The organism is Streptomyces sp. enrichment culture, from assembly GCF_964272855.1.
In the GTDB taxonomy this organism is placed as follows: domain Bacteria; phylum Actinomycetota; class Actinomycetes; order Streptomycetales; family Streptomycetaceae; genus Streptomyces.
In genome coordinates this window covers 3909665-3933229 of sequence record NZ_OZ186847.1, presented here as the reverse complement: position 1 = coordinate 3933229, position 23565 = coordinate 3909665, and the positions used below count along the sequence as shown (strand labels likewise).

Sequence of the window (23565 nt, the reverse complement as noted above, 5' to 3'; positions counted from 1 at the left end):
AACCTCCCGGCGCTACGGCGCCTGCGCTCCCGAGGGCGGGCCCTGCGCCGCATCCGCAGCCTCCGCCGCCCCCTTCTCCTCCACAGCCTCTTTCTCCTGCGGCGCCCCCCGCAGCAGCACCGTGAGGAGCCGGACCGCGCCCCTCTTGTGCAGTGGGTCGTTGCCGTTGCCGCACTTGGGGGACTGGATGCAGGACGGGCAGCCGGCGTCGCACTCGCAGGACGCGATGGCCTGGCGGGTCGCGGTGAGCCAGGCGCGGGCGGTGTGGAAGGCGCGCTCGGCGAAGCCCGCGCCGCCGGGGTGACCGTCGTAGACGAAGACCGTCGGCAGGAGGGTGTCGGGGTGCAGCGGGACCGACACGCCGCCGATGTCCCAGCGGTCGCAGGTCGCGAACAGCGGGAGCATGCCGATCGACGCGTGCTCTGCGGCGTGCAGGGCGCCGCCGAGGATCTCTGGGTTGATGCGCGCCTCGTCGAGCTGGTCCTCGGTGACGGTCCACCACACCGCGCGGGTGCGCAGTGTGCGAGGAGGGAGGTCGAGCTTCGTCTCGCCCAGGACCTCGCCGGTGATCAGGCGCCGGCGGAGGAAGGAGACGACCTGGTTGGTGACCTCGACGGAGCCGTAGCAGAGGCGGCCGTCGCCCCACGGGATCTCGACGTCCGTCTCCAGGACGGAGATCGACGTGGTGTCGCGGGCGACCGTGGAGTACGGCGGGTTCGCCTCCTCGACCAGTGCGACCGAGTCGTCCAGGTCGAGGGAGCGGACGAGGTAGGTGCGGCCCTGGTGGAGGTGGACGGCGCCCTCGTGGACGGACGCGTGCGCGGCGCTCTCGTCGACCGTGCCGAGCAGCCGGCCGGTGCCGGACTCGACGATCTGGACCGGGCGGCCGCCCTCGCCGCGGATGTCGGTGAGGTCGGCGGCCCGCTCACGGCGGGTCCAGTGCCAGGCCCGGGTGCGGCGGCGCAGCAGCTTCGCGGCCTCCAGCTGCGGCAGCAGCCCCGCCGTCTCCGGTCCGAACAGCTCCAGGTCGTCCTCGGTCAGCGGCAGCTCCGCGGCGGCCGCGCACAGGTGCGGGGCGAGGACGTAGGGGTTGTCGGGGTCGAGGACCGTGGATTCCACCGGACGGTCGAACAGGGCCTCCGGGTGGTGGACGAGGAAGGTGTCCAGCGGGTCGTCGCGGGCCACCAGGACGGCCAGGGCGCCCTGCCCGGAGCGGCCCGCGCGGCCGGCCTGCTGCCACAGGGACGCGCGCGTGCCCGGGTAGCCGGCGATCACGACCGCGTCCAGCCCGGAGACGTCGACGCCGAGCTCCAGGGCGGTGGTGGCGGCCAGGCCGAGGAGTTCGCCGGAGTGCAGGGCGCGCTCCAGGGCGCGGCGCTCCTCCGGGAGATAGCCGCCCCGGTACGCCGCGACCCGTCGGGCCAGCGAGCGGTCGATCTCGGAGAGCCGTTCCTGGGCGATGACGGAGATCAGCTCGGCGCCGCGCCGGGAGCGGACGAAGGCGACGGAGCGCACGCCCTGGAGGGTGAGGTCGGTGAGCAGGTCGGCGGTCTCGGCGGTGGCCGTACGGCGGACCGGGGCGCCCTTCTCGCCCTGCATCTCGGTGAGCGGGGGCTCCCAGAGGGCGAACACCACCTCCCCGCGCGGGGAGGCGTCGTCGGCGACCTCCACCACCGGCAGGCCGGTCAGGCGGCCGGCGGCGACCGCGGGCTCGGCGGCGGTCGCGGAGGCCAGCAGGAAGACCGGGTCGGCGCCGTAGCGGGCGCACAGCCGACGCAGCCGGCGCAGCACCTGGGCGACGTGGGAGCCGAACACGCCGCGGTAGGTGTGGCACTCGTCGATCACGACGTACTTGAGCGCCTTGAGGAAGGAGGACCAGCGCGGGTGGGACGGCAATATGCCGCGGTGCAGCATGTCGGGGTTGGTGAGGACGTAGGTGGCGTACTGCCGGATCCACTCGCGTTCCTCGTACGGAGTGTCACCGTCGTACACGGCCGGCCGAACGGCCTGTCCCAAAGGTTGTGAAAGTTCCTTCACCGATCGGCATTGATCCGCCGCGAGTGCCTTGGTGGGCGCGAGGTACAGGGCGGTGGCGCCTCGGCCGTTCGGAGCCTCGGAGCCGTCCAGAAGAGTGGAGAACACCGGGACCAGATAGGCCAGCGACTTGCCGGAGGCGGTGCCGGTGGCGACCACCACCGAGTCGCCGTCCAGGGCGTGCTCCGCCGCGCGGGCCTGATGGGCCCACGGGTGCTCGATACCGGCTGCCTGAACGGCGGCGATCACCTCCGGACGGATCCGGTCCGGCCAGACGGCATGGCGACCCGCGCGCGGGGGCAAGTGCTCCGTATGAGTGATGCGCGAAGCCCGGCTCGGTCCCGAGGCGAGCCGGTCCAGGAGCGTGCCCGGCGCGAGGCGGGACACGGCTTCCGACGAGTGTCGATCGGATCGGTGATTCTTGGCCATCGGCACCGAGTGTGTCACTGGCGTGACGGACAATGGGACCAAGGCGTCGTGCACGCCTGCCGGTAAGTGATTGAATGCCATCGCGGCTGGCGAACCGTCCTGGGGGCTGAAAGCCGAGATGCCCCGAGGGCGACCGCTCGATAGCAAGGTGCTGGAGGATCCGTGGACCTGTCCCTGTCGACCGAGACCATGGGCGATCGCACGATCGTCAGGGTCGGTGGCGAAATCGACGTATATACCGCGCCCAAGCTGCGCGAGCAGCTGGTCGAGCTGGTGAACGACGGCAGTTTCCACCTCGTCGTCGACATGGAGGGCGTGGACTTCCTCGACTCCACCGGGCTCGGCGTGCTGGTCGGCGGCCTGAAGCGCGTGCGTGCCCATGAGGGCTCCCTGCGCCTGGTCTGCAACCAGGAGCGCATTCTGAAGATCTTCCGCATCACCGGCCTCACCAAGGTGTTCCCGATTCACACCTCGGTCGAGGAAGCGGTGGCGGCCACCGACTGACCCGTCGGTCCGGGCGTGTGCCCGGACGGCACAGAGTGAACCGAGGGGGGCTGGGCTTTCGGCGGCCCGGCCCTCCGACAGTACGCCCGTAGCTCCGAGGGGGATGTGCATGGCCACCGTTGAGCTCCGTTTCAGTGCGGTCCCCGGACATGTCAGGACCGCCCGACTGGTGGCCGCTTCCGTCGCCCGCAAGGCCGGAGTGGACGAGGCCGTCCTCGACGAGGTCCGGCTCGCCGTCGGTGAGGCCTGCTCCCGCGCGGTCGGACTGCATCAGAACAGCGGGATCACCGCGCCGGTGCGGGTGCTGCTGATCGAGGACGAGAAGCAGTTCTCCATCGAGGTCGGCGACGAGGCACCGCACCCGGTGTCCGGCGGTGCGCCCGGCGCGTCCGACGACGCCGACGCGGAGGCCGAGGAGGACGAGATGGGCCTCGCGGTCATCAGCGGCCTCGTCGACGACGTGGAGGTCAACACCGGCGCCGACGGCGGGCAGATCCGGATGACCTGGCCGACCACGCCCCCGCCGACCGTGGTACTTCCCTGACGCGCGCATCCGCTCGCACGAACTCCGAGGGCCCTGCTCAGCAGGGCCCTCGCTGTTTTGCCCACGGGGGCACGGGAGCGGCGACGTGTCCGGAGAATTCGTGAAGCATTTCACGATCAATTTCCGATCACCCAATCACCCGAATGGCCCAGCGGCCCCAGAATGCTTTCGAGGCATTACCCGGCGGCCCACCGGGGTGTACTGATTCCGTTTCCCGCGTACTGTTTTGATCCGGAACAGATCTCTAGAATCCGTCCACATCTTGAGCTCAGCCCAAGCGTCAAGGAGGACGAATGGCGGGGCTTTCTTCTCCAGATCAGCTCGATCAGCTGGATCACTCCACCGCGCTCGCGGCCGCGGTGCTCACCGACGGCAACCGGGCCATGGTGGTCGTCATCGCGGTCGTGGCACTGGCCGCGCTCCTGGTCGCCGGAGTCCTGCTGCGGCAGGTACTCGCGGCCGGCGAGGGCACCGACAGCATGAAGAAGATCGCGGCAGCGGTGCAGGAGGGCGCGAGCGCCTATCTGGCACGGCAGTTGCGCACCCTCGGCGTATTCGCGGTCGTGGTGTTCTTCCTGCTCATGCTGCTGCCCGCGGACGACTGGAATCAGCGTGCCGGACGATCGGTGTTCTTCTTGATCGGCGCCGCGTTCTCGGCGGCCACCGGTTATATCGGCATGTGGCTCGCCGTGCGCAGCAATGTTCGGGTCGCCGCGGCGGCCCGGGAAGCGACGCCCGCGCCGGGTGAGCCGGAAAAGGATCTCACCGCAGTCGCGCACAAAGCGATGAAGATCGCTTTCCGTACCGGCGGCGTCGTCGGCATGTTCACGGTGGGGCTCGGTCTGCTGGGCGCCTCCTGCGTGGTGCTGGTGTACGCGGCCGACGCGCCGAAGGTGCTGGAGGGCTTCGGTCTCGGCGCGGCGCTCATCGCGATGTTCATGCGGGTCGGCGGCGGCATCTTCACCAAGGCCGCCGACGTCGGCGCCGACCTGGTCGGCAAGGTCGAGCAGGGCATTCCGGAGGACGATCCGCGCAATGCCGCGACCATCGCCGACAACGTGGGCGACAACGTCGGCGACTGCGCGGGCATGGCGGCCGACCTCTTCGAGTCGTACGCCGTGACCCTGGTGGCCGCGCTGATCCTGGGCACCGCGGCGTTCGGCGACGCCGGTCTGGGATTCCCGCTGCTCGTCCCGGCGATCGGCGTGCTCACCGCGATGATCGGCATCTTCGCGGTCGCCCCGCGGCGCGCCGACCGCAGCGGGATGAGCGCGATCAACCGCGGTTTCTTCATCTCCGCGGTGATCTCTCTGGTGCTGGTGGCGGTCGCGGTGTTCGTCTATCTGCCGGGGAGGTACTCGGAGCTGGACGGGGTCACCGACGAGGCGATCCTGGCGAAGGACGGCGACCCGCGGATCCTCGCGCTGGTCGCGGTGGCGATCGGCATCCTGCTCGCCGCCGTCATCCAGCAGCTCACCGGCTACTTCACCGAGACCACCCGCCGCCCGGTGCGGGACATCGGCAAGACCTCGCTCACGGGTCCCGCCACCGTCGTACTCGCCGGTATCTCGGTGGGTCTCGAATCGGCCGTCTACACCGCCCTGTTGATCGGTCTCGGCGTCTACGGGGCCTTCCTGCTCGGCGGTACGTCGATCATGCTCGCGCTGTTCGCGGTGGCGCTGGCCGGCACCGGCCTGCTCACCACGGTCGGCGTGATCGTCGCGATGGACACCTTCGGGCCGGTCTCCGACAACGCCCAGGGCATCGCCGAGATGTCCGGCGACGTCGAGGGGGCGGGCGCGCAGGTGCTCACCAACCTGGACGCCGTCGGCAACACCACCAAGGCCATCACCAAGGGCATCGCCATCGCCACGGCCGTGCTCGCGGCGGCGGCGCTCTTCGGGTCGTACCGTGACGCCATCACCACCGGCGCACGCGACGTCGGCGAGAAGCTCAGCGGCGAGGGCGCGCCCCTCACGCTGGCCATGGACATCTCGCAGCCCAACAACCTCGTCGGTCTCATCGCGGGCGCGGCGGTCGTCTTCCTCTTCTCCGGACTGGCCATCAACGCCGTGTCGCGGTCGGCGGGTTCGGTGGTGTTCGAGGTGCGGCGGCAGTTCCGTGAGAAGCCGGGGATCATGGACTACAGCGAGACCCCGGAGTACGGGAAGGTCGTCGACATCTGTACGAAGGACGCGCTGCGGGAGCTGGCCACGCCCGGTCTGCTCGCCGTGATGGCGCCGATCTTCATCGGGTTCACGCTGGGCGTCGGCGCGCTCGGCGCCTATCTCGCGGGCGCGATCGGCGCGGGCACGCTGATGGCCGTGTTCCTCGCCAACTCCGGTGGCGCCTGGGACAACGCCAAGAAGCTGGTCGAGGACGGTCACCACGGCGGCAAGGGCAGTGAAGCCCATGCCGCGACGGTGATCGGCGACACGGTCGGCGACCCGTTCAAGGACACCGCGGGCCCGGCGATCAACCCGCTGCTGAAGGTGATGAACCTGGTGTCACTGCTGATCGCGCCGGCGGTCATCAAGTTCTCCTACGGCGACGACGCGAACGTCGGAGTGCGGGTGCTGGTGGCCGTGATCGCCTTCCTGGTGATCCTGGGCGCGGTGTACGTCTCCAAGCGGCGCGGGATCGCCATGGGCGACGAGGGCGGTGCCGGGTCGGGCTCCAAGTCACCCGACGCGGCAGCGGTTTCATAGGCGGCCGGCAGCGGCTCGTCCCAAGGGGCGGGCGGGTGGCGCGCGTTGACGCGCTACCCGCCCGCCCCGCTTGTGTGCCCGCTTTCGCCGTGAGCCTTCTCTCGCTTGATGCAAATGGTTATAAACGGTTCATATAGGATGCTCATCGTGCGATTGTCGTGCGCTTGGCGTGTATGTTCCGGGGCCGAGAGCCATGGAAGGGACCAATCCGGTGAACAAGAAGCTCGCGGCCGCACTGTCCGGCGGTGCGGTACTGGTACTGGCGCTGTCCGGATGCAGCAGCGACGACGAAGGCAACGAGAAGCTGGACGCCTGGGCCAAGCAGGTGTGCGACTCGGTGCAGGTTCAGGCGCAGAAGATCAAGGCCGCCAACGCCTCGATCCAGAAGGAGACCTCGGACAACAGCACGCCGGAAGAGGTCCAGAAGGCGGACTCCAAGGCCTTCCAGGACATGTCCGACGCCTACAAGGCGATCGGTACGGCCATCACCAAGGCCGGCGCGCCGAACGTCGAGAACGGTGAGAAGAAGCAGCAGGACGCGGTCAAGGAGCTCAACGCCATCTCCGCCTCCTACGCCTCCCTGAAGAAGCAGGTCGACGGGCTCGACACCAAGGACCAGGCCGAGTTCGCCGACGGCCTCAAGGACGTCGCCACCGAGCTGGACAAGCTCAGCAAGAGCGGCAACGACGCGCTCAAGACGCTGGAGGAGGGCGAGGTCGGCCAGGCGATGGGCAAGCAGGAGAGCTGCAAGTCGGCGTCCGCGACGGGGTCGCCGGCGGCCGCGTAGGGCGCAGGGCCGAAAAGGGAGGACCGCGCGGGGCTGAAAGCGGTGCCCGCGCGGGGCTCAAGACGCGGCCGGGACGCGGCCGGAAGGCACGCGCGCGTGCGGTGTCGGTGGGAGCCGACACAATGGGGTGGTGAGCAACGCCAGCCTCTCCTCGCCGTCCCCCCTGCCCGCCACCGACCGCCCCGAGGTCGCCGCCCGGCTGCGGGAGGCCCTGCTCGGGGCCTCCTTCACCGCCGACGGACTGCTCGAACTGCTCGGCGCCCCCGCGTACGCGGCGCTGGCCCGCAGCGAGACCGTGCCCGCGCTCCGGGCCACCCGCGGGGACACGCCGCTGGAGATGCTCGTACGCCTGTTCCTGTTGCAGCAGCCCGTGCCGCACGCGCGCGTGACGGACGTGCTGCCGGTCGAGGCATGCCTGGAGAGCGGCTGGCTGGTCCCGGCCGGTCAGGACGAACTGGCGGCCACCGTGGACGTGCGGCCGTACGGCGGACCCGGCGGCGAGGACTGGTTCATCGTGTCCGACCTGGGCTGTGCGGTCGGCGGCGCCGGAGGCATCGGGCGCCGGGACGAGGGCGTGGTGCTCGGTGTCGGCGGCGCCTCGACGACGCTGGCCGGGATCACCGTGCGGACGCCCGTCACCTCGGCCCTCGACCTCGGCACCGGCTCCGGCATCCAGGCGCTGCACGCCGCCCAGCACGCCACGCGCGTGACCGCGACGGACGTCAACCCGCGCGCCCTGCACATCGCCGCGCTCACCCTCGCGCTGTCCGGCGCCCCGGCCGCCGAGCTGCGGGAGGGCTCGCTGTTCGAGCCGGTCGAGGAGGGCGAGACGTACGACCTGATCGTCTCGAACCCGCCCTTCGTGATCTCACCGGGCGCCCGGCTGACCTACCGTGACGGCGGCATGGGCGGCGACGATCTGTGCCGCACGCTCGTCCGGCAGGCGGGGGAGCGGCTGAACGAGGGCGGGTTCGCGCAGTTCCTCGCCAACTGGCAGCACGTGGAGGGGGAGGACTGGCAGGACCGGCTGCGGTCGTGGGTGCCGCGCGGGTGCGACGCGTGGATCGTGCAGCGCGAGGTGCAGGACGTCACGCAGTACGCCGAGCTGTGGCTGCGCGACGCCGGCGACCACCGCGGCGACACCGCCGAGTACCAGACGCGGTACGACGCCTGGCTGGACGAGTTCCAGGCGCGGAAGGTGAGGGGTGTGGGCTTCGGCTGGATCACCCTGCGCAGGACGGCCTCCGCCGAGCCGTCCGTCACCGTCGAGGAATGGCCGCACCCGGTCGAACAGCCGCTCGGCGAAACGGTACGGGCGCACTTCGCCCGCCTGGACTACCTCCGCGCGCGGGACGACGCCGCCCTGCTCGCCGAGCGCTTCCGGCTCGCCGACGAAGTAGTCCAGGAACAGGTAGGACTGCCCGGCGCCGAAGACCCCGAGCACGTCGTCCTGCGCCAGAACCGCGGCATGCGGCGCGCCACGAAGGTCGACACGGTGGGCGCCGGCTTCGCCGGGGTCTGCGACGGGTCGCTGAGCGCCGGGCGGATCCTCGACGCGATCGCCCAACTCGTGGGCGAGGACCCGGTCCTGCTGCGCGACCGCACGCCCGCGCAGATCCGGCTGCTCGTGGAGCAGGGTTTCCTCGAACCGGCGTGATCCCGCCGTCACCTCCGAGGCCTGCGGGGCCCATGGGGCGCAAGCGTCCGATCTGACTGGATTGCTCCGGAAAAGGGCTCCTGTCAGTGGTGGGTGCGAAGCTACCTTCAAAGGGACAGAGTCCACGCGTCCTCGGGGGAGGCGCGCTGTCCTCGGGGGGAGGCGGGATGGCGGGGGAGACGCCGGATCAGGGCGACGGCAGGATCATCAACGGGCGCTACCGGCTGCTGCGCGCGCTCGGCGCGGGCGGCATGGGCCGGGTGTGGCTCGCCCACGACGACGAACTGGCCTGCGATGTCGCGATGAAGGAGATCGCGCTCTCGGACGCGCCGGCGGACGGGGGCGAGATCGCCCAGCGCATCGCGCGGGCACGCAGCGAGGCCCGGCACGCGGCGCGGCTGCGCGGGCACGCGCATGTGGCGACGGTGCACGACGTGGTGGTGCACGAAGGGCTGCCGTGGATCGTCATGGAGTACGTGCCGGACGCGGTCGACCTCCAGGCGGTCGTACGGCGGTCCGGGCCGCTGCCGCCCGCGCACGTGGCCCGCATCGGACTGGCCGTGCTGGACGCGCTCACCGCCGGCCATCGCATCGGCATCCTGCACCGGGACGTGAAGCCGGCCAACATCCTGCTCGCCCCGGACGCTTCGGGCGACCCCTACGCGCGCGTGCTGCTCACCGACTACGGCATCGCCCTCCGGCCCGAGTCCCGCGAACCCCGGCTCACCGCCACCGCCGGCATCCTCGGCACGCCCGGCTACCTCGCCCCGGAGCGGGCACGAGGCGAGCCGCCCACCCCGGCCGCCGACCTCTTCTCCCTCGGCGCCACGCTGTACTGGGCGGTCGAGGGCCGCGGCCCCTTCGACCGCAACGGCGAGTACGCCACGCTGACCGCCCTGCTGGGCGAGGAGCCGACACCGCCGGCGCGGGCCGGGGAACTGGCTCCGGTGCTTCAGGGACTGCTTGTCAAGGACCCGGTGCGCAGGTCGGCACCGGAGACGGTGGCGCGTGGGCTGGAGTGGGTGGCGGGGCGGGGCACCGGGGGAGGGGACGCCGGTGGGTTCGGTGCCGCGCCGCAGCGATTCGGGCCGCCGCCCGCGGGGTTCGGGGCGTCGGCGCGAACACCGGGTACGCCCGAGACGCCCGGTGCCGCTGTGACGCCGGGGACTTCTGGAGCTACGGGAACGCCGGGAACGCCGGGGTTGGCCGCTGTGACACCGGGGACTCCGGCACCCGCAGGAACTCTAGGAGCCCAGGGAACACCGGGAACACCAGCAACTCCAGGCACCTATGGCGCCACAGTCCCACCCGGCCCCCCGGAGCCCCCGAGCACGCCGCAGACCCCGCACACCCCGGCGGGAGCGGTCGCCGGTTTCGGCGCGGGCGGCCCCGCGGTGCCGGGCAACCCGTACGCGCAGACGCAGGCCGCGCCGTACGCGGCGGCGTACGCGAGCGGCGGTGCGGGCCGGCCGCCGTACGGATCCGGCGCGAACCTCCCACCCCCGTCCGGCGCCGGCCGCCGCAAGCCCGCCCTCCTCGTCGCCCTCGCACTGGCCGTCGTCCTCGTGGTCGGGCTCGGCGGCTGGGCGGCCGTGTCGCTGACCGATGACGACGGACCCGGAAAGAAGGACACGGCGTCCGGGACGTCGCCCTCGGCCGGCCCCGCCGACGACTCCGCCTCGCCGGCCGGGCCCGTGCTGCCGTACGGGGAGGTGGTCGGGCTGAGCGAGCCGCTGGCGGCCGGGGACTGCGTGAAGGCGGTGTGGACGGGGACGCCGTTCGAGTCGGCGCCGAACCTCGGCGTCGTTGACTGCGCCGACGACTGGCCGGACGGTCAGGTCGTGGCCGTCGACACGGCGGCCGACCACGCCGACGCCCGCGCCAACGGGGCGCGGCGGTGCGCGGACCAGACCCGCTCGGTCGTCGACGCGCTGCCCGACGCGGGCGGCTACGCCGTCCTGCCGACCAGGGAGGGCTTCGCCGAGGCCGACGGCGGCACGGCCTGTCTGGTTCTCGGCCGGCACGCCGCGATCGGCGGCGAGGTGGGCCGCTTCCGCGACACCGGCACCGACCTGTGGGTCGGGCAGATGAGCGTCGGCGACTGCTGGGACTACGAGGAACTGGACGACGGCTACCGGGCCCCGCTCGTCGACTGCGCGGAACCGCACACCGACCAGGTCGTCGGCACCGCGCAGGCCCCCGACGGGATGAGCTACGACAAGGGCGGCGACAACGCGACCAAGCTGTGCGGCAACAAGTTCGAGTCGAGTTGGGCGCCCGGTTCCGAGCGGACCGTGTACGGCTGGATCGCCGACGAGGAGGACTGGGAGCAGGGCTTCACCAAGGTGGTCTGCACGGTGAGCCGCGCCGACAACGAAAAGACGACCGGAAAGATATCGGCGCCCGGCGCCGTCTGACCCCCCTGCCCGCCCCGCCCGGACCGATCGGCGGTCTCGCGTTCACCCGGGGTTCGCCTGATCGCAGCCCGCGCGTGTCAACCTCCCGAGGGCGGGGCACGCGTGGACGTAGAAAAGGGGCACGGGGAGCCATGGAGAGCGGGCCGGCGATCTTCGCGGGATTGGTGTTCGCCCTGTTCGGGGGCGGACTGCTGGTGTGGATCGGGGTGCGGACGCGGCAGCGGCAGCCCGTCGCCCACGGTGTGAGTCCGGTCGCATCGGCGGCTCTCGCGAGCGTCGCCGCGGTGCTCGCGCTGGTGGTCGGGGCATGGTGCTTCACACGGGTCTGAGCACTCCGGAAGCGTTCCCTCCGCAGTAATCGAGAGATCACGCTCCGGATCGGCCGGAAAACGGCTCCGGGCACTCCGTGCGGCAGGAATGGCGGAAGTCGGGTTACCGTTCGAGTGGCCGTTGCGGGCTTTTCCCGTTTGACACGGGGGCGGGATGTACCGTCACACTCCGCAGCGTCACCATGACCCGACCCCGGGAACGAAGGCCTGGGGAGGCCCCAGCGTCGACCGGAGAGAAGAGCGAAGTTGTCCCCGACCAGCGAGACCGCACAGGGCGGCCGCCGACTCGTCATCGTCGAGTCGCCTGCCAAGGCGAAGACGATCAAGGGCTACCTGGGCCCCGGCTACGTAGTCGAAGCGAGCGTCGGGCACATCCGCGACCTTCCCAACGGCGCCGCGGAGGTGCCGGAGAAGTACACCGGGGAAGTGCGCCGCCTCGGTGTGGACGTCGACCATGACTTCCAGCCGATCTATGTGGTCAACGCCGACAAGAAGGCCCAGGTCAAGAAGCTCAAGGACCTGCTGAAGGAGTCCGACGAGCTCTACCTCGCCACCGATGAGGACCGCGAGGGCGAGGCCATCGCCTGGCACCTCCAGGAGGTGCTCAAGCCCAAGGTCCCGGTCAAGCGGATGGTCTTCCACGAGATCACCAAGGCCGCGATCCAGGCCGCCGTGGCCAACCCGCGCCAGCTCAACCAGAAGCTGGTCGACGCCCAGGAGACCCGCCGCATCCTCGACCGCCTCTACGGCTACGAGGTCTCGCCGGTGCTGTGGAAGAAGGTCATGCCGCGCCTGTCGGCGGGCCGTGTGCAGTCCGTCGCCACCCGGCTCGTCGTCGAGCGGGAGCGCGAGCGCATGGCTTTCCGCTCCGCCGAGTACTGGGATCTGACCGGCACCTTCGCCACCGGCCGCGCGGGCGACCCGTCCGACCCGTCGTCGCTGGTCGCCCGGCTGCAGACGGTCGACGGCCGGCGTATCGCGCAGGGCCGCGACTTCGACTCCCTGGGGCAGCTGAAGAGCGCGAACATCCTCCACCTCGACGAGGCGAACGCCCGCGCGCTCGCCGCCGCGCTGGAGAACACCCGGTTCGCCGTCCGCTCCGTCGAGTCCAAGCCGTACCGCCGCTCGCCGTACGCCCCGTTCCGTACGACGACCCTCCAGCAGGAGGCCAGCCGCAAGCTCGGCTTCGGCGCGAAGGCCACGATGCAGATCGCGCAGAAGCTGTACGAGAACGGCTACATCACGTACATGCGTACGGACTCCACGACGCTGAGCGAGACGGCGATCGCCGCCGCCCGCGCCCAGGTCACGCAGCTGTACGGCGCCGACTACCTGCCGCCGCAGCCGCGGACGTACGCCGCGAAGGTCAAGAACGCGCAGGAGGCGCACGAGGCGATCCGCCCCTCGGGTGATCGTTTCCGCACGCCTGCGGAGACCGGTCTGACCGGCGACCAGTTCAAGCTGTACGAGCTGATCTGGAAGCGGACCGTTGCCTCACAGATGAAGGACGCCACGGGTAACTCCGTCACCGTCAAGATCGGCGGCACCGCCGCCGACGGGCGGGACGTCGAGTTCAGCGCGTCCGGCAAGACCATCACCTTCCACGGCTTCCTCAAGGCCTACGTCGAGGGCGCGGACGACCCGAACGCCGAGCTCGACGACCGCGAGCGCCGGCTGCCGCAGGTGAACGAGGGCGACCCGCTGACCGCCGAGGAGATCACCGCCGACGGCCACGCGACCAAGCCCCCGGCCCGCTACACCGAGGCCTCGCTGGTCAAGGAGCTGGAAGAGCGGGAGATCGGCCGTCCGTCGACGTACGCGTCGATCATCGGCACGATCCTCGACCGCGGCTACGTGTTCAAGAAGGGCACGGCGCTCGTGCCGTCCTTCCTGTCGTTCGCCGTGGTCAACCTGCTGGAGAAGCACTTCGGGCGGCTCGTCGACTACGACTTCACCGCCAAGATGGAGGACGACCTCGACCGCATCGCGCGCGGCGAGGCGCAGGCCGTGCCGTGGCTGAAGCGCTTCTACTTCGGCGAGGGCACCGTCGAGGGCGTGGCCGCCGACGCCGGCAACGGCGACGGGGACCACCTCGGCGGCCTCAAGGAGCTGGTGACCGACCTGGGCGCGATCGACGCGCGCGAGGTGTCGTCGTTCCCGGTCGGCAACGACATCGTGCTGCGGGTCGGCCGCTACGGGCCGTACATCGAGCGTGGTGAGAAGGACGCCGAGGGCCACCAGCGGGCCGACATCCCCGCCGACCTGGCGCCCGACGAGCTGTCCGTCGAACTGGCCGAGGAACTGCTCGCCAAGCCGAGCGGCGACTTCGAGCTGGGCACCGACCCGGCCACCGGCCACCAGATCGTCGCCAAGGACGGCCGCTACGGCCCGTACGTCACGGAGATCCTCCCCGAGGGCACCCCGAAGACCGGCAAGAACGCGGTCAAGCCGCGCACGGCCTCCCTGTTCAAGTCGATGTCGCTGGACACGGTGACCCTCGACGACGCGCTGAAGCTGATGTCGCTGCCGCGGACCGTCGGCACCGACGCCGACGGCCAGGAGATCACCGCGCAGAACGGCCGCTACGGCCCGTACCTGAAGAAGGGCACGGACTCGCGGTCGCTCACGTCCGAGGAGCAGCTCTTCACGATCACGCTGGAGGAGGCGCAGGCGATCTACGCCCAGCCCAAGCAGCGTGGCCGCGCGGCCGCCAAGCCGCCGCTGAAGGAGCTGGGCACCGACCCGGTCAGCGAGAAGCCGGTCGTGGTGAAGGACGGCCGCTTCGGCCCGTACGTCACCGACGGCGAGACCAACGCGACCCTGCGCTCCGGCGACAGCGTCGAGACGATCACGCCCGAGCGGGGCTTCGAACTGCTCGCCGAGAAGCGGGCGAAGGGCCCCGCCAAGAAGACGGCGAAGAAGGCGGCCACGAAGAAGACCACGGCCGCCAAGACCACGGCCGCGAAGAAGACCGCCGCCAAGAAGACCACGGCGGCGAAGAAGACGACGGCCGCGAAGAAGACCGCTGCCAAGAAGACGACCGCCACGAAGAAGACAGCCGCGAAGAAGACCACGGCGTCCAGGGCGGCGTCCGAGGACTGAGCCCCGGGACGAACGCCGGGCGGGTGCCCCCGTCCGGCGTTCGCGAAACCAACGCCTCGCCACCGTTCGGGTGCCGGGGCGTGCGGGCGTTCGGGCACTGCTCCGGAGTGTCGGCGGGGCCCGATAGGCTGAAAGCATGACGCGAGCCGAGCAGCCAACGGCCCCTCACCCGGACCCCGACGACGCGCTGGTCGCGGACTCCCGCGAGCGCGCTGTCCGTTCCCTGTTGCGACAGCCGCAGTTGCGGCGCCTGTGGAGTGCGCACCTGGTGAGCGGGGTCGGTGACGTCCTCGCTCTTCTCGTGCTGGTCCTCCTCGTCCTCCAGACGGCCATCGCCGAGGGCTCCTTCGGCGGCGGCTACCGGGGCGTGGCGTTCGCAGTGGCGACCGTTTTCGGGGTGCGGATCCTCGCCACCCTGCTCTTCGGCGCCGTGCTCCTCGGCCCGCTCACCTCACTGACCTCCCAGGACGGCCCGCTCGACCGCCGCTGGACCATGGTCGGCGCGGACGGCCTGCGGGCCGCGCTGCTGATCGTGGCCCCGCTGTGGATCGACTGGACGCCGGACGACGCGCTCGCCGTCCTCCTGGTCACCGTCTTCGTCACCGGCGTCGCCGAGCGCTTCTGGACGGTGTGCCGGGAGAGCGCCGCGCCCGCGCTGCTGCCCGCCCCGCCCCTGGAGGGCGCGACGGTACGGCCGCTGCCGGACCACATGGACGCCCTGCGCCGCCTGGCGCTGCGCACCGCCTTCCTGGCGGTACCCGGCGCGGCCGCCGTACTCGTCGCCGCTTCCCTGCTGAACAACCTCCTCGGCGCCGGCATCGCCTGGTTCGCCGAGCACCAGGCGGCCCTCGGCTCGTACGTCGCGGCCGGGCTGTTCGCCGCCTCGCTGTCCGTGCTGACCTTCCTGGAGCTGCCCGGCACCCGCACCCCGCGCGCGCGGTCGCCGCTCGAGGGCCTGCGCCGCCCGAAGACCGGCACCGGCGCCGACAAGGGCCGTACCGGCGCGATCCCGCTGCTCGTGCTCGCCTGCGCCGCCGTCGCGGGCGCGGTCGCCGCCGCCGTCGCCGTGTCCGTGCTGCACGCCAAGGACCTGGGCGGCGGCCCGGTCACCTTCGGTCTGCTGGTGCTCGCGCTGACCGGCGGGGTCGGCATCGGCATCCGTACGGCGCCGAAGGTGCTGGTGTCGCTGTCGCGGCGCCGGATGCTGGCGCTGTCGGTCGCCGTCACCGGCGTGGCGCTGCTGGCCGCCGGGCTCGTCCCGGACGTCACCACAGTGCTGCTGATCACCGCGCTGGCCGGCGTCGCCGCGGGCATGGCCGCCAACACCGGGCACGCGCTGCTCGACCAGGAGACCGAGGACTTCCGCCGCCCCCGCACCACCGAACACCTGCACGCCGTCGTCCGGGTCTTCGTCGCGCTCGGCGCGCTGATCGCGCCCCTGGTGGCGGCGCTGATCGGGCCGCACCGGCTGGAGAGCGGCAAGTTCGTCTTCGCGCACGGCGGGGCGGCGTTCACGCTGATGCTCGTCGGCGCGCTGCTGCTGCCGGTGGCCGCGCTGGTCCTCGCCAAGCTCGACGACCGCTCCGGCGTGCCGCTGCGGCACGACCTGCGCGACGCGGTGCTCGGCGGCGACGACCCGGTGCAGGCGCCCGCCGCGACCGGCTTCTTCATCGCCCTGGAGGGCGGCGACGGCGCCGGGAAGTCCACGCAGGCCGAGGCGCTCGCCGAGTGGATCCGGGCCAAGGGGCACGAGGTCGTGGTGACCCGCGAGCCCGGCGCGACGCCGGTCGGCAAGCGGCTGCGGTCCATCCTGCTCGACGTGTCCAGCGCCGGACTGTCGCACCGCGCGGAGGCGCTGCTGTACGCCGCCGACCGCGCGGAGCACGTGGACACCGTGGTGCGGCCCGCGCTGGAGCGGGGCGCGGTCGTCATCTCCGACCGCTACATCGACTCGTCCGTCGCCTATCAGGGCGCCGGCCGCGACCTGTCCCCGACGGAGGTCGCCCGGATCAACCGCTGGGCCACCGACGGGCTCGTCCCGCACCTGACCGTGCTGCTGGACGTCGCGCCGGAGACCGCGCGTGAGCGGTTCACCGAGGCGCCGGACCGGCTGGAGTCCGAGCCCGCCGAGTTCCACGCGCGCGTGCGGTCCGGGTTCCTGACGCTGGCCGCGTCCGACCCCGGCCGGTACCTCGTCGTGGACGCCGGGCAGGAGCCCGAGGCCGTCACCACCGTCATCCGGGCCCGGCTCGACCAGGTGCTGCCGCTGTCCCAGGCCGAGATCGAGGCCCGCGAGGAGGCCCGCCGCAAGGCCGAGGAGGAAGCCCGCCGCAAGGCCGAGGAGGAGGCCGCCCGCAAGGCCGAGGAGGAGCGCCTGGAGCGCGAGCGCCAGGAGCAGCTGGCCCGGCTGCGCGCCGAGGAGGAGGAGCGCAAGCGGCGCGAGCTGGAGGAGGCCCAGCGGCGCGAGGCCGAACGGCAGGCGGAGGAGGCCCGGCAGCGGGCCGAGGAAGCCCGCCGCCGGGCCGAGGAGGAGCGGCAGCGGCTGCTCGCCGAGGAGAAGGCCCGCGCCGAGGAGGAGGCCCGCCGCAAGGCCGAGGAGGAGCGGCGCCGCCGCCAGGAAGAGGAGGAGGCCCGGCTGCGGGCCGAGGCCGAGGCACGTCGCGTGGAGAAGCAGCGCAAGGCGGAGGAGGCCCTGCTGCGGGCCGAGGAGGCCCGCCGGGCGGCCGAGCAGGCGGCGGCCGTGGCCCAGGCCGGGCCGAAGCCGGCCGCGCCCGGCGCCGCCGGGACCGTGGCTCCGTCGGAGGCGCTGACCGTGCCGACGCCGGTCGTGCGGCCGGACGGGGCGCCGGACGGGAAGTCCGACGGCGAGCCGGCCGGCCGGCCGGGAGCCGCGGACGACGCCACGACGGTGCTGCGGCCGGTGCGGGAGGACCGCGCCAAGGGCCCCGACCCCGACTCCGAGGTGACGGCCGAGCTGCCGCAGCCGCCGGCCGCGCCGAACACGCCGGGTGCCGTGGACGAGACGGCGGTGCTGCCGGCGGTGCCCGGGGCGGCGGACGAGACGGCGGTGCTGCCGCCCGTCACCGACGCGGCGGACGAGACCGCGGTGCTGCCCCCGGTGCGGGGCGAGGCCCCCGCGGACCGGGTGCCGCAGGGCTTCTTCCGCAAGGAGCCGGACGGGACCGACGACCGTACCCGCGAGCTGCCCCAGGTCGACGCCGAGACCGCCGAGGGCGACGCCCCGCGCCGGCCGCGGCCCGACTGGGCCGAGGAGACCCCGCTGGACGACCTGCCGACGCTGGCGGACGAACTGCTGGGCCCGCGGGAGGACGAGTACGGCGACGAGGGACGCCGCGGGCGGAATCGGGGCCGCTGAGCCCCGGCCCGGCCAACGGGCGGCGGGCGGAGCCGGTGGGCGCCGCTCGCTGTCAGTGGGCGCCCCCACAATGGAGGGCGTAACGCGGAATGTGACGGAAGGGCACGGTGGCCCATGGCGGTCTGGGACGACCTGGTCGGGCAGGAGCGGGTGAGCGCGCAGCTGGAGGCCGCGGCTCGGGACGCCGACGCCCTGGTCACCGCGGTCGCGGCCGACGAGCCGCTGCCGGAGGCGTCGAAGATGACGCACGCGTGGCTGTTCACCGGCCCGCCGGGCGCCGGCCGGACCCAGGCGGCGCGGGCGTTCGCGGCGGCGCTGCAGTGCGTGAGCCCCGACCGCGCGCTGGGCGGAGCACCCGGCTGCGGCTTCTGCGACGGCTGCCACACGGCCCTGGTCGGCACGCACGCCGACGTCACCACGGTGGCCGCCGTCGGCACGCAGATCCTCGCCGAGGACATGCGGGACACCGTCCGCAAGTCGTTCACCTCGCCGGCGAACGGCCGCTGGCAGATCATCCTCGTCGAGGACGCCGAGCGCCTGAACGAGAAATCGGCGAACGCCGTCCTCAAGGCCGTCGAGGAGCCCGCCCCCCGCACGGTCTGGCTGCTGTGCGCGCCCTCCGTCGAGGACGTGCTGCCGACGATCCGCTCCCGCTGCCGGCACCTGAACCTGAGCACGCCGTCCGTGGACGCCGTCGCCGACATGCTGATCCGCCGGGAGGGCGTCGAACCGGAGGTCGCCGCCGCGGCCGCGCGGGCCACCCAGGGCCATGTCGACCGCGCCCGGCGCCTGGCCACCGACCCGGCCGCGCGGGAACGCCGCGCCTCCGTGCTGAAGCTGCCGCTGCGCATCGGCGACGTCGGAGGCGCGCTCAAGGCCGCACAGGAGCTGGTGGACGCGGCCGCGGAGGACGCCAAGCAGCTCGCCGAGGAGGTCGACGCCAAGGAGACCGAGGAGCTGAAGGCTGCCCTCGGCGCGGCCCAGGGCGGCCGGATGCCGCGCGGCACGGCAGGCGTGATGAAGGACCTGGAGGACAAGCAGAAGCGCCGCCGCACCCGCACCCAGCGCGACAGCCTCGACCTCGCCCTGACCGACCTCACCGCCTTCTACCGCGACGTCCTCGCCCTCCAGCTCGGCTCCCGCATCGCCCTCGCCAACACCGACGCCGAGGACGCCCTGGAGCGGATCGCCCGCGGCAGCTCCCCGGAGACCACCCTGCGCCGGATCGAGGCGATCGCCGCGTGCCGGGACGCCCTGGACCGCAACGTGGCGCCGCTGCTGGCGGTGGAGGCGATGACGATGGCACTGAGAGCGGGCTGACAGCGGTATCGACGAGGCGCGTCGTCCGGCGAGGTCCGTGGTCCGACGAGGTACGTCGTGCGTCGAGGTTCGTCGTTCGACGGCGTACCCCTTCCGTCGGACAACCACCACCCATCCGTGGCACGCCCGCCACACACAGCGTACGAACGGTCGCGCAGGGTTACGCTCGCTGAATGAACTCAAGGCGCCCCCACCGCAGGTCCAGGTCCCGAACCGGAGCCGTCCTCCTCGCCGCCGCCGCGCTGGTCGTCTCCGCCTGCAGCACCGGAAGTTCCACGAGCTCCGCCACCTCGGCGGCGCGGGCGGCACAGACGGGCCAGGCCACGCTGACCGCCCTGCCGCGCGCCACCCCGGCCGCGCTCGCGCCGTACTACGCGCAGAAGCTCAGCTGGCGCGCTTGCGGTGCCCCCGGCTTCGAATGCGCCACCCTGCGCGCCCCGCGTGACTACGCCGCTCCCGGCGAGGGTGACGTCCGGCTCGCGGTGGCCCGCAAGAAGGCCACCGGGCCGGGCGAGCGGCTGGGCTCGCTGCTGGTGAACCCGGGCGGGCCGGGCGGCTCGGCGATCGGCTACCTCCAGAACTACGCGGCGCTCGGCTACCCGGAGGAGGTCCGCGCCCGCTACGACATGGTGGCCGTCGACCCCCGCGGGGTCGCCCGCAGCGAGCCCGTCGAATGCCTGGACGGGCCGGCCATGGACACGTACACGCAGACGGACACCACGCCCGACGACGAGCGGGAGCGCGCCGGGCTGGTCGACGCGTACAAGAAGTTCGCCGAGGGGTGCGGCGCGGACGCGCCGGAGCTGCTGCGGCACGTCTCCACCGTCGAGGCGGCGCGGGACATGGACATCCTGCGGGAGGTGCTGGGCGACGAGCAGCTGACGTACGTGGGGGCGTCGTACGGCACTCTCCTCGGCGCGACGTACGCCGGGCTCTTCCCCGACCGGGTGGGCCGGCTGGTGCTGGACGGCGCGATGGATCCGTCGCTGTCCGCGCGCCGGCTGAACACCGACCAGACGGCGGGCTTCGAGACCGCGTTCCAGGCGTTCGCGAAGGACTGCGTACGGCAGCCGGACTGCCCCCTCGGCGAGCCCGGCACCCCGCCCGAGCAGGTCGGCAAGAACCTGAAGGCGTTCTTCGACCGGCTGGACGCGAAGCCCGTCCCCACCAGTGACCCGGACGGGCGCGAACTCGGCGAGTCGCTGGCCACCACCGGTGTGATCGCGGCGATGTACGACGAGACGGCCTGGCCGCAGCTGCGCGAGGCGCTGACCTCGGCGATGAACGAGAACGACGGCACGGGCCTGCTGGCCCTGTCCGACAGCTACTACGAGCGCGACGCGGACGGCGCCTACTCGAACCTGATGTTCGCCAACGCCGCCGTGAACTGCCTCGACCTGCCGCCCGCCTTCAGCGGCCCCGACGACGTCCGCAAGTCGCTGCCCGAGTTCGAGAAGGCGTCGCCGGTCTTCGGCGAGGGCCTGGCGTGGGCCGCGCTGAACTGCACGTACTGGCCGGTGGCCCCCGCCGGCGAGGCCCACCGCATCGAGGCGCAGGGCGCCAAGCCGATCGTCGTCGTCGGCACCACCCGCGACCCGGCGACCCCCTACCCCTGGGCCCAGTCCCTCGCCGGCCAGCTCTCCTCCGGCCGCCTCCTCACCTACGACGGCGACGGCCACACCGCCTACGGCCGCGGCAGCGACTGCATCGACAGCACGATCAACGCCTACCTCCTGCGCGGCACCCCGCCCACGGACGGGAAGCGCTGCTCATAGCCACCGCGCCGCCCACCCCACCGGCCCCGGAGCGCCCGCCCCGGGGCTGGTGCGAAGCACCCCCGGAAACTGTGTAGACTTACCGACGTCGCCGATCGCACCATAGTGCGGGCGACGCGCCGCTTTAGCTCAGATGGCCAGAGCAACGCACTCGTAATGCGTAGGTCTCGGGTTCGAATCCCGAAAGCGGCTCCACACGAACCCCAGGTCGGAAGCCTCTGACCTGGGGTTTTACCGTTCAGTGGGTGCGGCGACGGCGGCGGTACGAAGAACTCGCCCATACGCCGCATGGCGTCCTTGGGCAGTGTGTGCGCCTCGGGATCTCCATGCTGGTGATCGAGAACAAGACAGCCGCCGAGAGGGCGCGTGTCCGGCGGGATCCCGCAGTCGTTCAGCAGCCTTCCCTGTGCTGCGCAAATACCGCTCCAGAGCAGTTGCCAAGTGGACGGCGAGCGGTCAACACGCTGGACACCGGTCCCTCACAAAGGTGCGTCCCGCAGTCTGAATATGACTGTCCGTATTGGATCTAATGCAGTGAGTGACAGCCGCTTCATGGTCAAAGCGATGTCAACACCGTGTCCCCGGAGGATTCGTGGCACGCTTCCGCACTCGCCTGGCCCCGCTCTGTTCGGCCGCAGCTCTCGCCGCCGGCGCTCTTGCCCCCGCGCAGCTCGCCGGGGCACAACCCGCCGCCGCGGCCGAGGACCAGCAGTGGGTCGCCCTGGTGACTCCTACACCGCCGGGGTCATCCTGGCCCCGGGCAACACCTTCGAAGTCCCGCACGACGGCTGCGAGCGCACCGACCGGTCCTACCCCCAGGTCATCGACCGCGACCTCTACGGTCTCTTCGAGCTGACCAACGTCAGCTGCGGCGCCGCCACTTGCCGCCGCAGTCCGAGGGGGTGGGCCCCGACACCGACGTCATCACCGTCGGCGTGGGCGGAAACACCCTCCCCGTGCAAGGACGCCCCGGCCGCCGGCATCCCGGACCGGCTGAAGAAGGTGCGCCGGGAGTACGAGCGGATGCTCGCCGTGCTCCACGAGCGCGCCCCGCACACGAAGATCCTGGCCGTCGGCTACCCCACGGTCATCCCCCAGGACCCCGTCCCGCAACCACTGCGTCAGCGACGACTCCAAGTGGGTCGAAGGCTTCGTCACCCTCCCCGACCAGCTGTCCTTCGTACACAACGCCCTCGGCCACCGCAACGCCGCCGACCACGTCGAAGAAGCGATGCTCAACGCCATCAGCTGAACCTGCTCCCCGCCACGCGGCATCCCCGCCCCCCCATAACGAACTGGCCCTCGGCACCAGCCGGAGGCCAGTTCCGCGACACGGCCGTTCAGAGGACGCGTACCTCCGGCACGTACGTGATCCACTTGCCGCCCGCCGCGCGGAACGCGGTCTCCTTCGCCATGATCTCCTCCGCGTGGTTCCAGGCGAAGAGAAGCGCGTAGTCCGGGTACGGAGCGGTGAAGTCGGAGGCCGGGTGGACGGGGAGGCGGGCGCCCGGGGTGAGACGGCCCTGTTTGGCGGGGGTGGTGTCGTGGACCCGGGAGATCAGGGCCGGGGTCAGGTCGCAGTAGTTGGTGACCGTCGCGCTCTTCGCGGTGGCGCCGTACGCCACGACCGAGGCGCCCTGCGCGCGGAGGCGGGTCAGGAGGGCGTGGAGGTCGGCGCGGACGCCGTCGACGCGGGTCGCGAAGGATTCGAGGGTCCTCAGGTCGTGGAGGGCGGTCCTCTCCTCCTCCGCCAGCAGGGCCGCCACCGCCGGGGCGGGGGTGCGGGTGCCCGTGCGGGACAGGGTGTAGCGGACCTCGCCGCCGTGCACGGGAAGGCGTTCGACGTCGACCAGGTCGAAGCCGTGGCGGTGGGCCAGGGCGCGGACCGAGCGGGCGGTGAAGAAGTAGAAGTGCTCGTCGTAGATCTGGTCGAAGGAGGTGCGGTCGACGATGTCGCCCAGGTAGGGGTCCTCGAAGACGAACACGCCCGTCGGCTTCAGGACCGCGTCCAGGCCGCGGAAAACCGAGTCCAGATAGGGGATGTGGCAGAGGGTGTTCGCGGCGTAGACGACGTCCGCGCGGCCCTCCGTCGCCGCGATGTCCCTCGCCGTGTCCTCCTCGAAGAACGCCGTGCGGACGCGTACGCCCTTGCCGCGCGCCAGTTCCGCCACCCCGCCGGACGGCTCCACGCCCAGGTGCCGCACGCCCGCCTCGCTGACGGTGCGCAGCATCACGCCGTCGTTGCAGCCCAGTTCGACGGCGAAGGCGTCGTCGCCCCGCAGTTCCGTGGCGAGGAGCCGGCGGGCCGTTTCCGTGAAGTGGGCGCGCATGACCGAGGAGCCGGACGAGCGGTACGGGTAGTCCTCGCGGAACATGCGGTCGCGCGGGACCTCCTCCAGCAGCTGCACCATGGCGCAGTCGCCGCACACGCCGACCCGGAGGTGGAAGAAGAACTCCTCCGCCGGGTCGTCGGGGAGGCGGAAGGCGTCGGAGAGCGGCTGCCGGCCCAGGTCGAGGAACGGGGTCAGCGGGCCCGAGCAGACGCGGCAGGCGTGGGGCACGGTCGTGGTGGTGGTCATCGCA

13 protein-coding genes and 1 tRNA gene are annotated in these 23565 nt (G+C 72.2%); 12 read left to right on the top strand and 2 right to left on the bottom strand.

The annotated features are described in order from the left end of the window. Positions 1–12: 12 nt before the first annotated feature. Positions 13–2544 (bottom strand): DEAD/DEAH box helicase, encoded by a 2532-nt coding sequence (locus tag ACSU6L_RS16900; RefSeq protein WP_437057696.1) that lies wholly within the window; start codon positions 2542–2544, stop codon positions 13–15. An 81-nt stretch (positions 2545–2625) separates the two neighbouring features. Here ACSU6L_RS16900 and bldG point away from each other — a divergent pair, with 81 nt between their 5' ends. The 12 genes from bldG to ACSU6L_RS16840 all read left to right on the top strand — a co-directional run bounded on the left by bldG (position 2626) and on the right by ACSU6L_RS16840 (position 21177). After that, positions 2626–2967: an anti-sigma factor antagonist BldG gene (bldG, locus tag ACSU6L_RS16895; protein ID WP_003991900.1), complete on the top strand. Its 342-nt coding sequence runs from the start codon at positions 2626–2628 to the stop codon at positions 2965–2967. Positions 2968–3076: 109 nt separating this feature from the next. Next, on the top strand, positions 3077–3511 hold the full coding sequence (locus tag ACSU6L_RS16890; protein WP_073943243.1) for an ATP-binding protein: 435 nt from the start codon (positions 3077–3079) through the stop codon (positions 3509–3511). Positions 3512–3804: 293 nt separating this feature from the next. After that, positions 3805–6219, top strand: a complete 2415-nt coding sequence (locus ACSU6L_RS16885) for a sodium-translocating pyrophosphatase (protein WP_437057694.1) — start codon at positions 3805–3807, stop codon at positions 6217–6219. A 193-nt stretch (positions 6220–6412) separates the two neighbouring features. Beyond that, positions 6413–7006 carry a small secreted protein gene (locus ACSU6L_RS16880; protein WP_073943245.1) on the top strand — a complete coding sequence of 198 codons (594 nt, stop codon included), beginning with the start codon at positions 6413–6415 and terminating at the stop codon, positions 7004–7006. A 130-nt stretch (positions 7007–7136) separates the two neighbouring features. Then, complete coding sequence (locus tag ACSU6L_RS16875; RefSeq protein ID WP_437057692.1) at positions 7137–8663, top strand: DUF7059 domain-containing protein; 1527 nt, start codon at positions 7137–7139, stop codon at positions 8661–8663. A gap of 167 nt (positions 8664–8830) precedes the next feature. Beyond that, positions 8831–11080: a protein kinase domain-containing protein gene (locus ACSU6L_RS16870; RefSeq protein WP_437057690.1), complete on the top strand. Its 2250-nt coding sequence runs from the start codon at positions 8831–8833 to the stop codon at positions 11078–11080. 131 nt (positions 11081–11211) lie between these two features. Next, complete coding sequence (locus tag ACSU6L_RS16865; RefSeq protein ID WP_073943247.1) at positions 11212–11409, top strand: hypothetical protein; 198 nt, start codon at positions 11212–11214, stop codon at positions 11407–11409. Between the two features lie 246 nt (positions 11410–11655). After that, entirely contained in the window at positions 11656–14511 is a 2856-nt protein-coding gene (gene topA, locus ACSU6L_RS16860) for a type I DNA topoisomerase (RefSeq protein WP_437057687.1), read from the top strand. Between the two features lie 136 nt (positions 14512–14647). Further along, positions 14648–17887, top strand: a complete 3240-nt coding sequence (tmk, locus tag ACSU6L_RS16855; RefSeq protein ID WP_437057686.1) for a dTMP kinase — start codon at positions 14648–14650, stop codon at positions 17885–17887. Between the two features lie 114 nt (positions 17888–18001). Continuing rightward, positions 18002–19207 (top strand): DNA polymerase III subunit delta', encoded by a 1206-nt coding sequence (locus ACSU6L_RS16850; protein ID WP_437057684.1) that lies wholly within the window; start codon positions 18002–18004, stop codon positions 19205–19207. Between the two features lie 173 nt (positions 19208–19380). After that, positions 19381–20982 carry an alpha/beta hydrolase gene (locus ACSU6L_RS16845; RefSeq protein WP_437057682.1) on the top strand — a complete coding sequence of 534 codons (1602 nt, stop codon included), beginning with the start codon at positions 19381–19383 and terminating at the stop codon, positions 20980–20982. Between the two features lie 118 nt (positions 20983–21100). Further along, positions 21101–21177 (top strand) — tRNA-Thr (locus ACSU6L_RS16840). Between the two features lie 1145 nt (positions 21178–22322). Here ACSU6L_RS16840 and ACSU6L_RS16835 read toward each other — a convergent pair. Further along, positions 22323–23561, bottom strand: a complete 1239-nt coding sequence (locus ACSU6L_RS16835; protein ID WP_437057680.1) for a methyltransferase domain-containing protein — start codon at positions 23559–23561, stop codon at positions 22323–22325. Positions 23562–23565 lie beyond the last annotated feature (4 nt).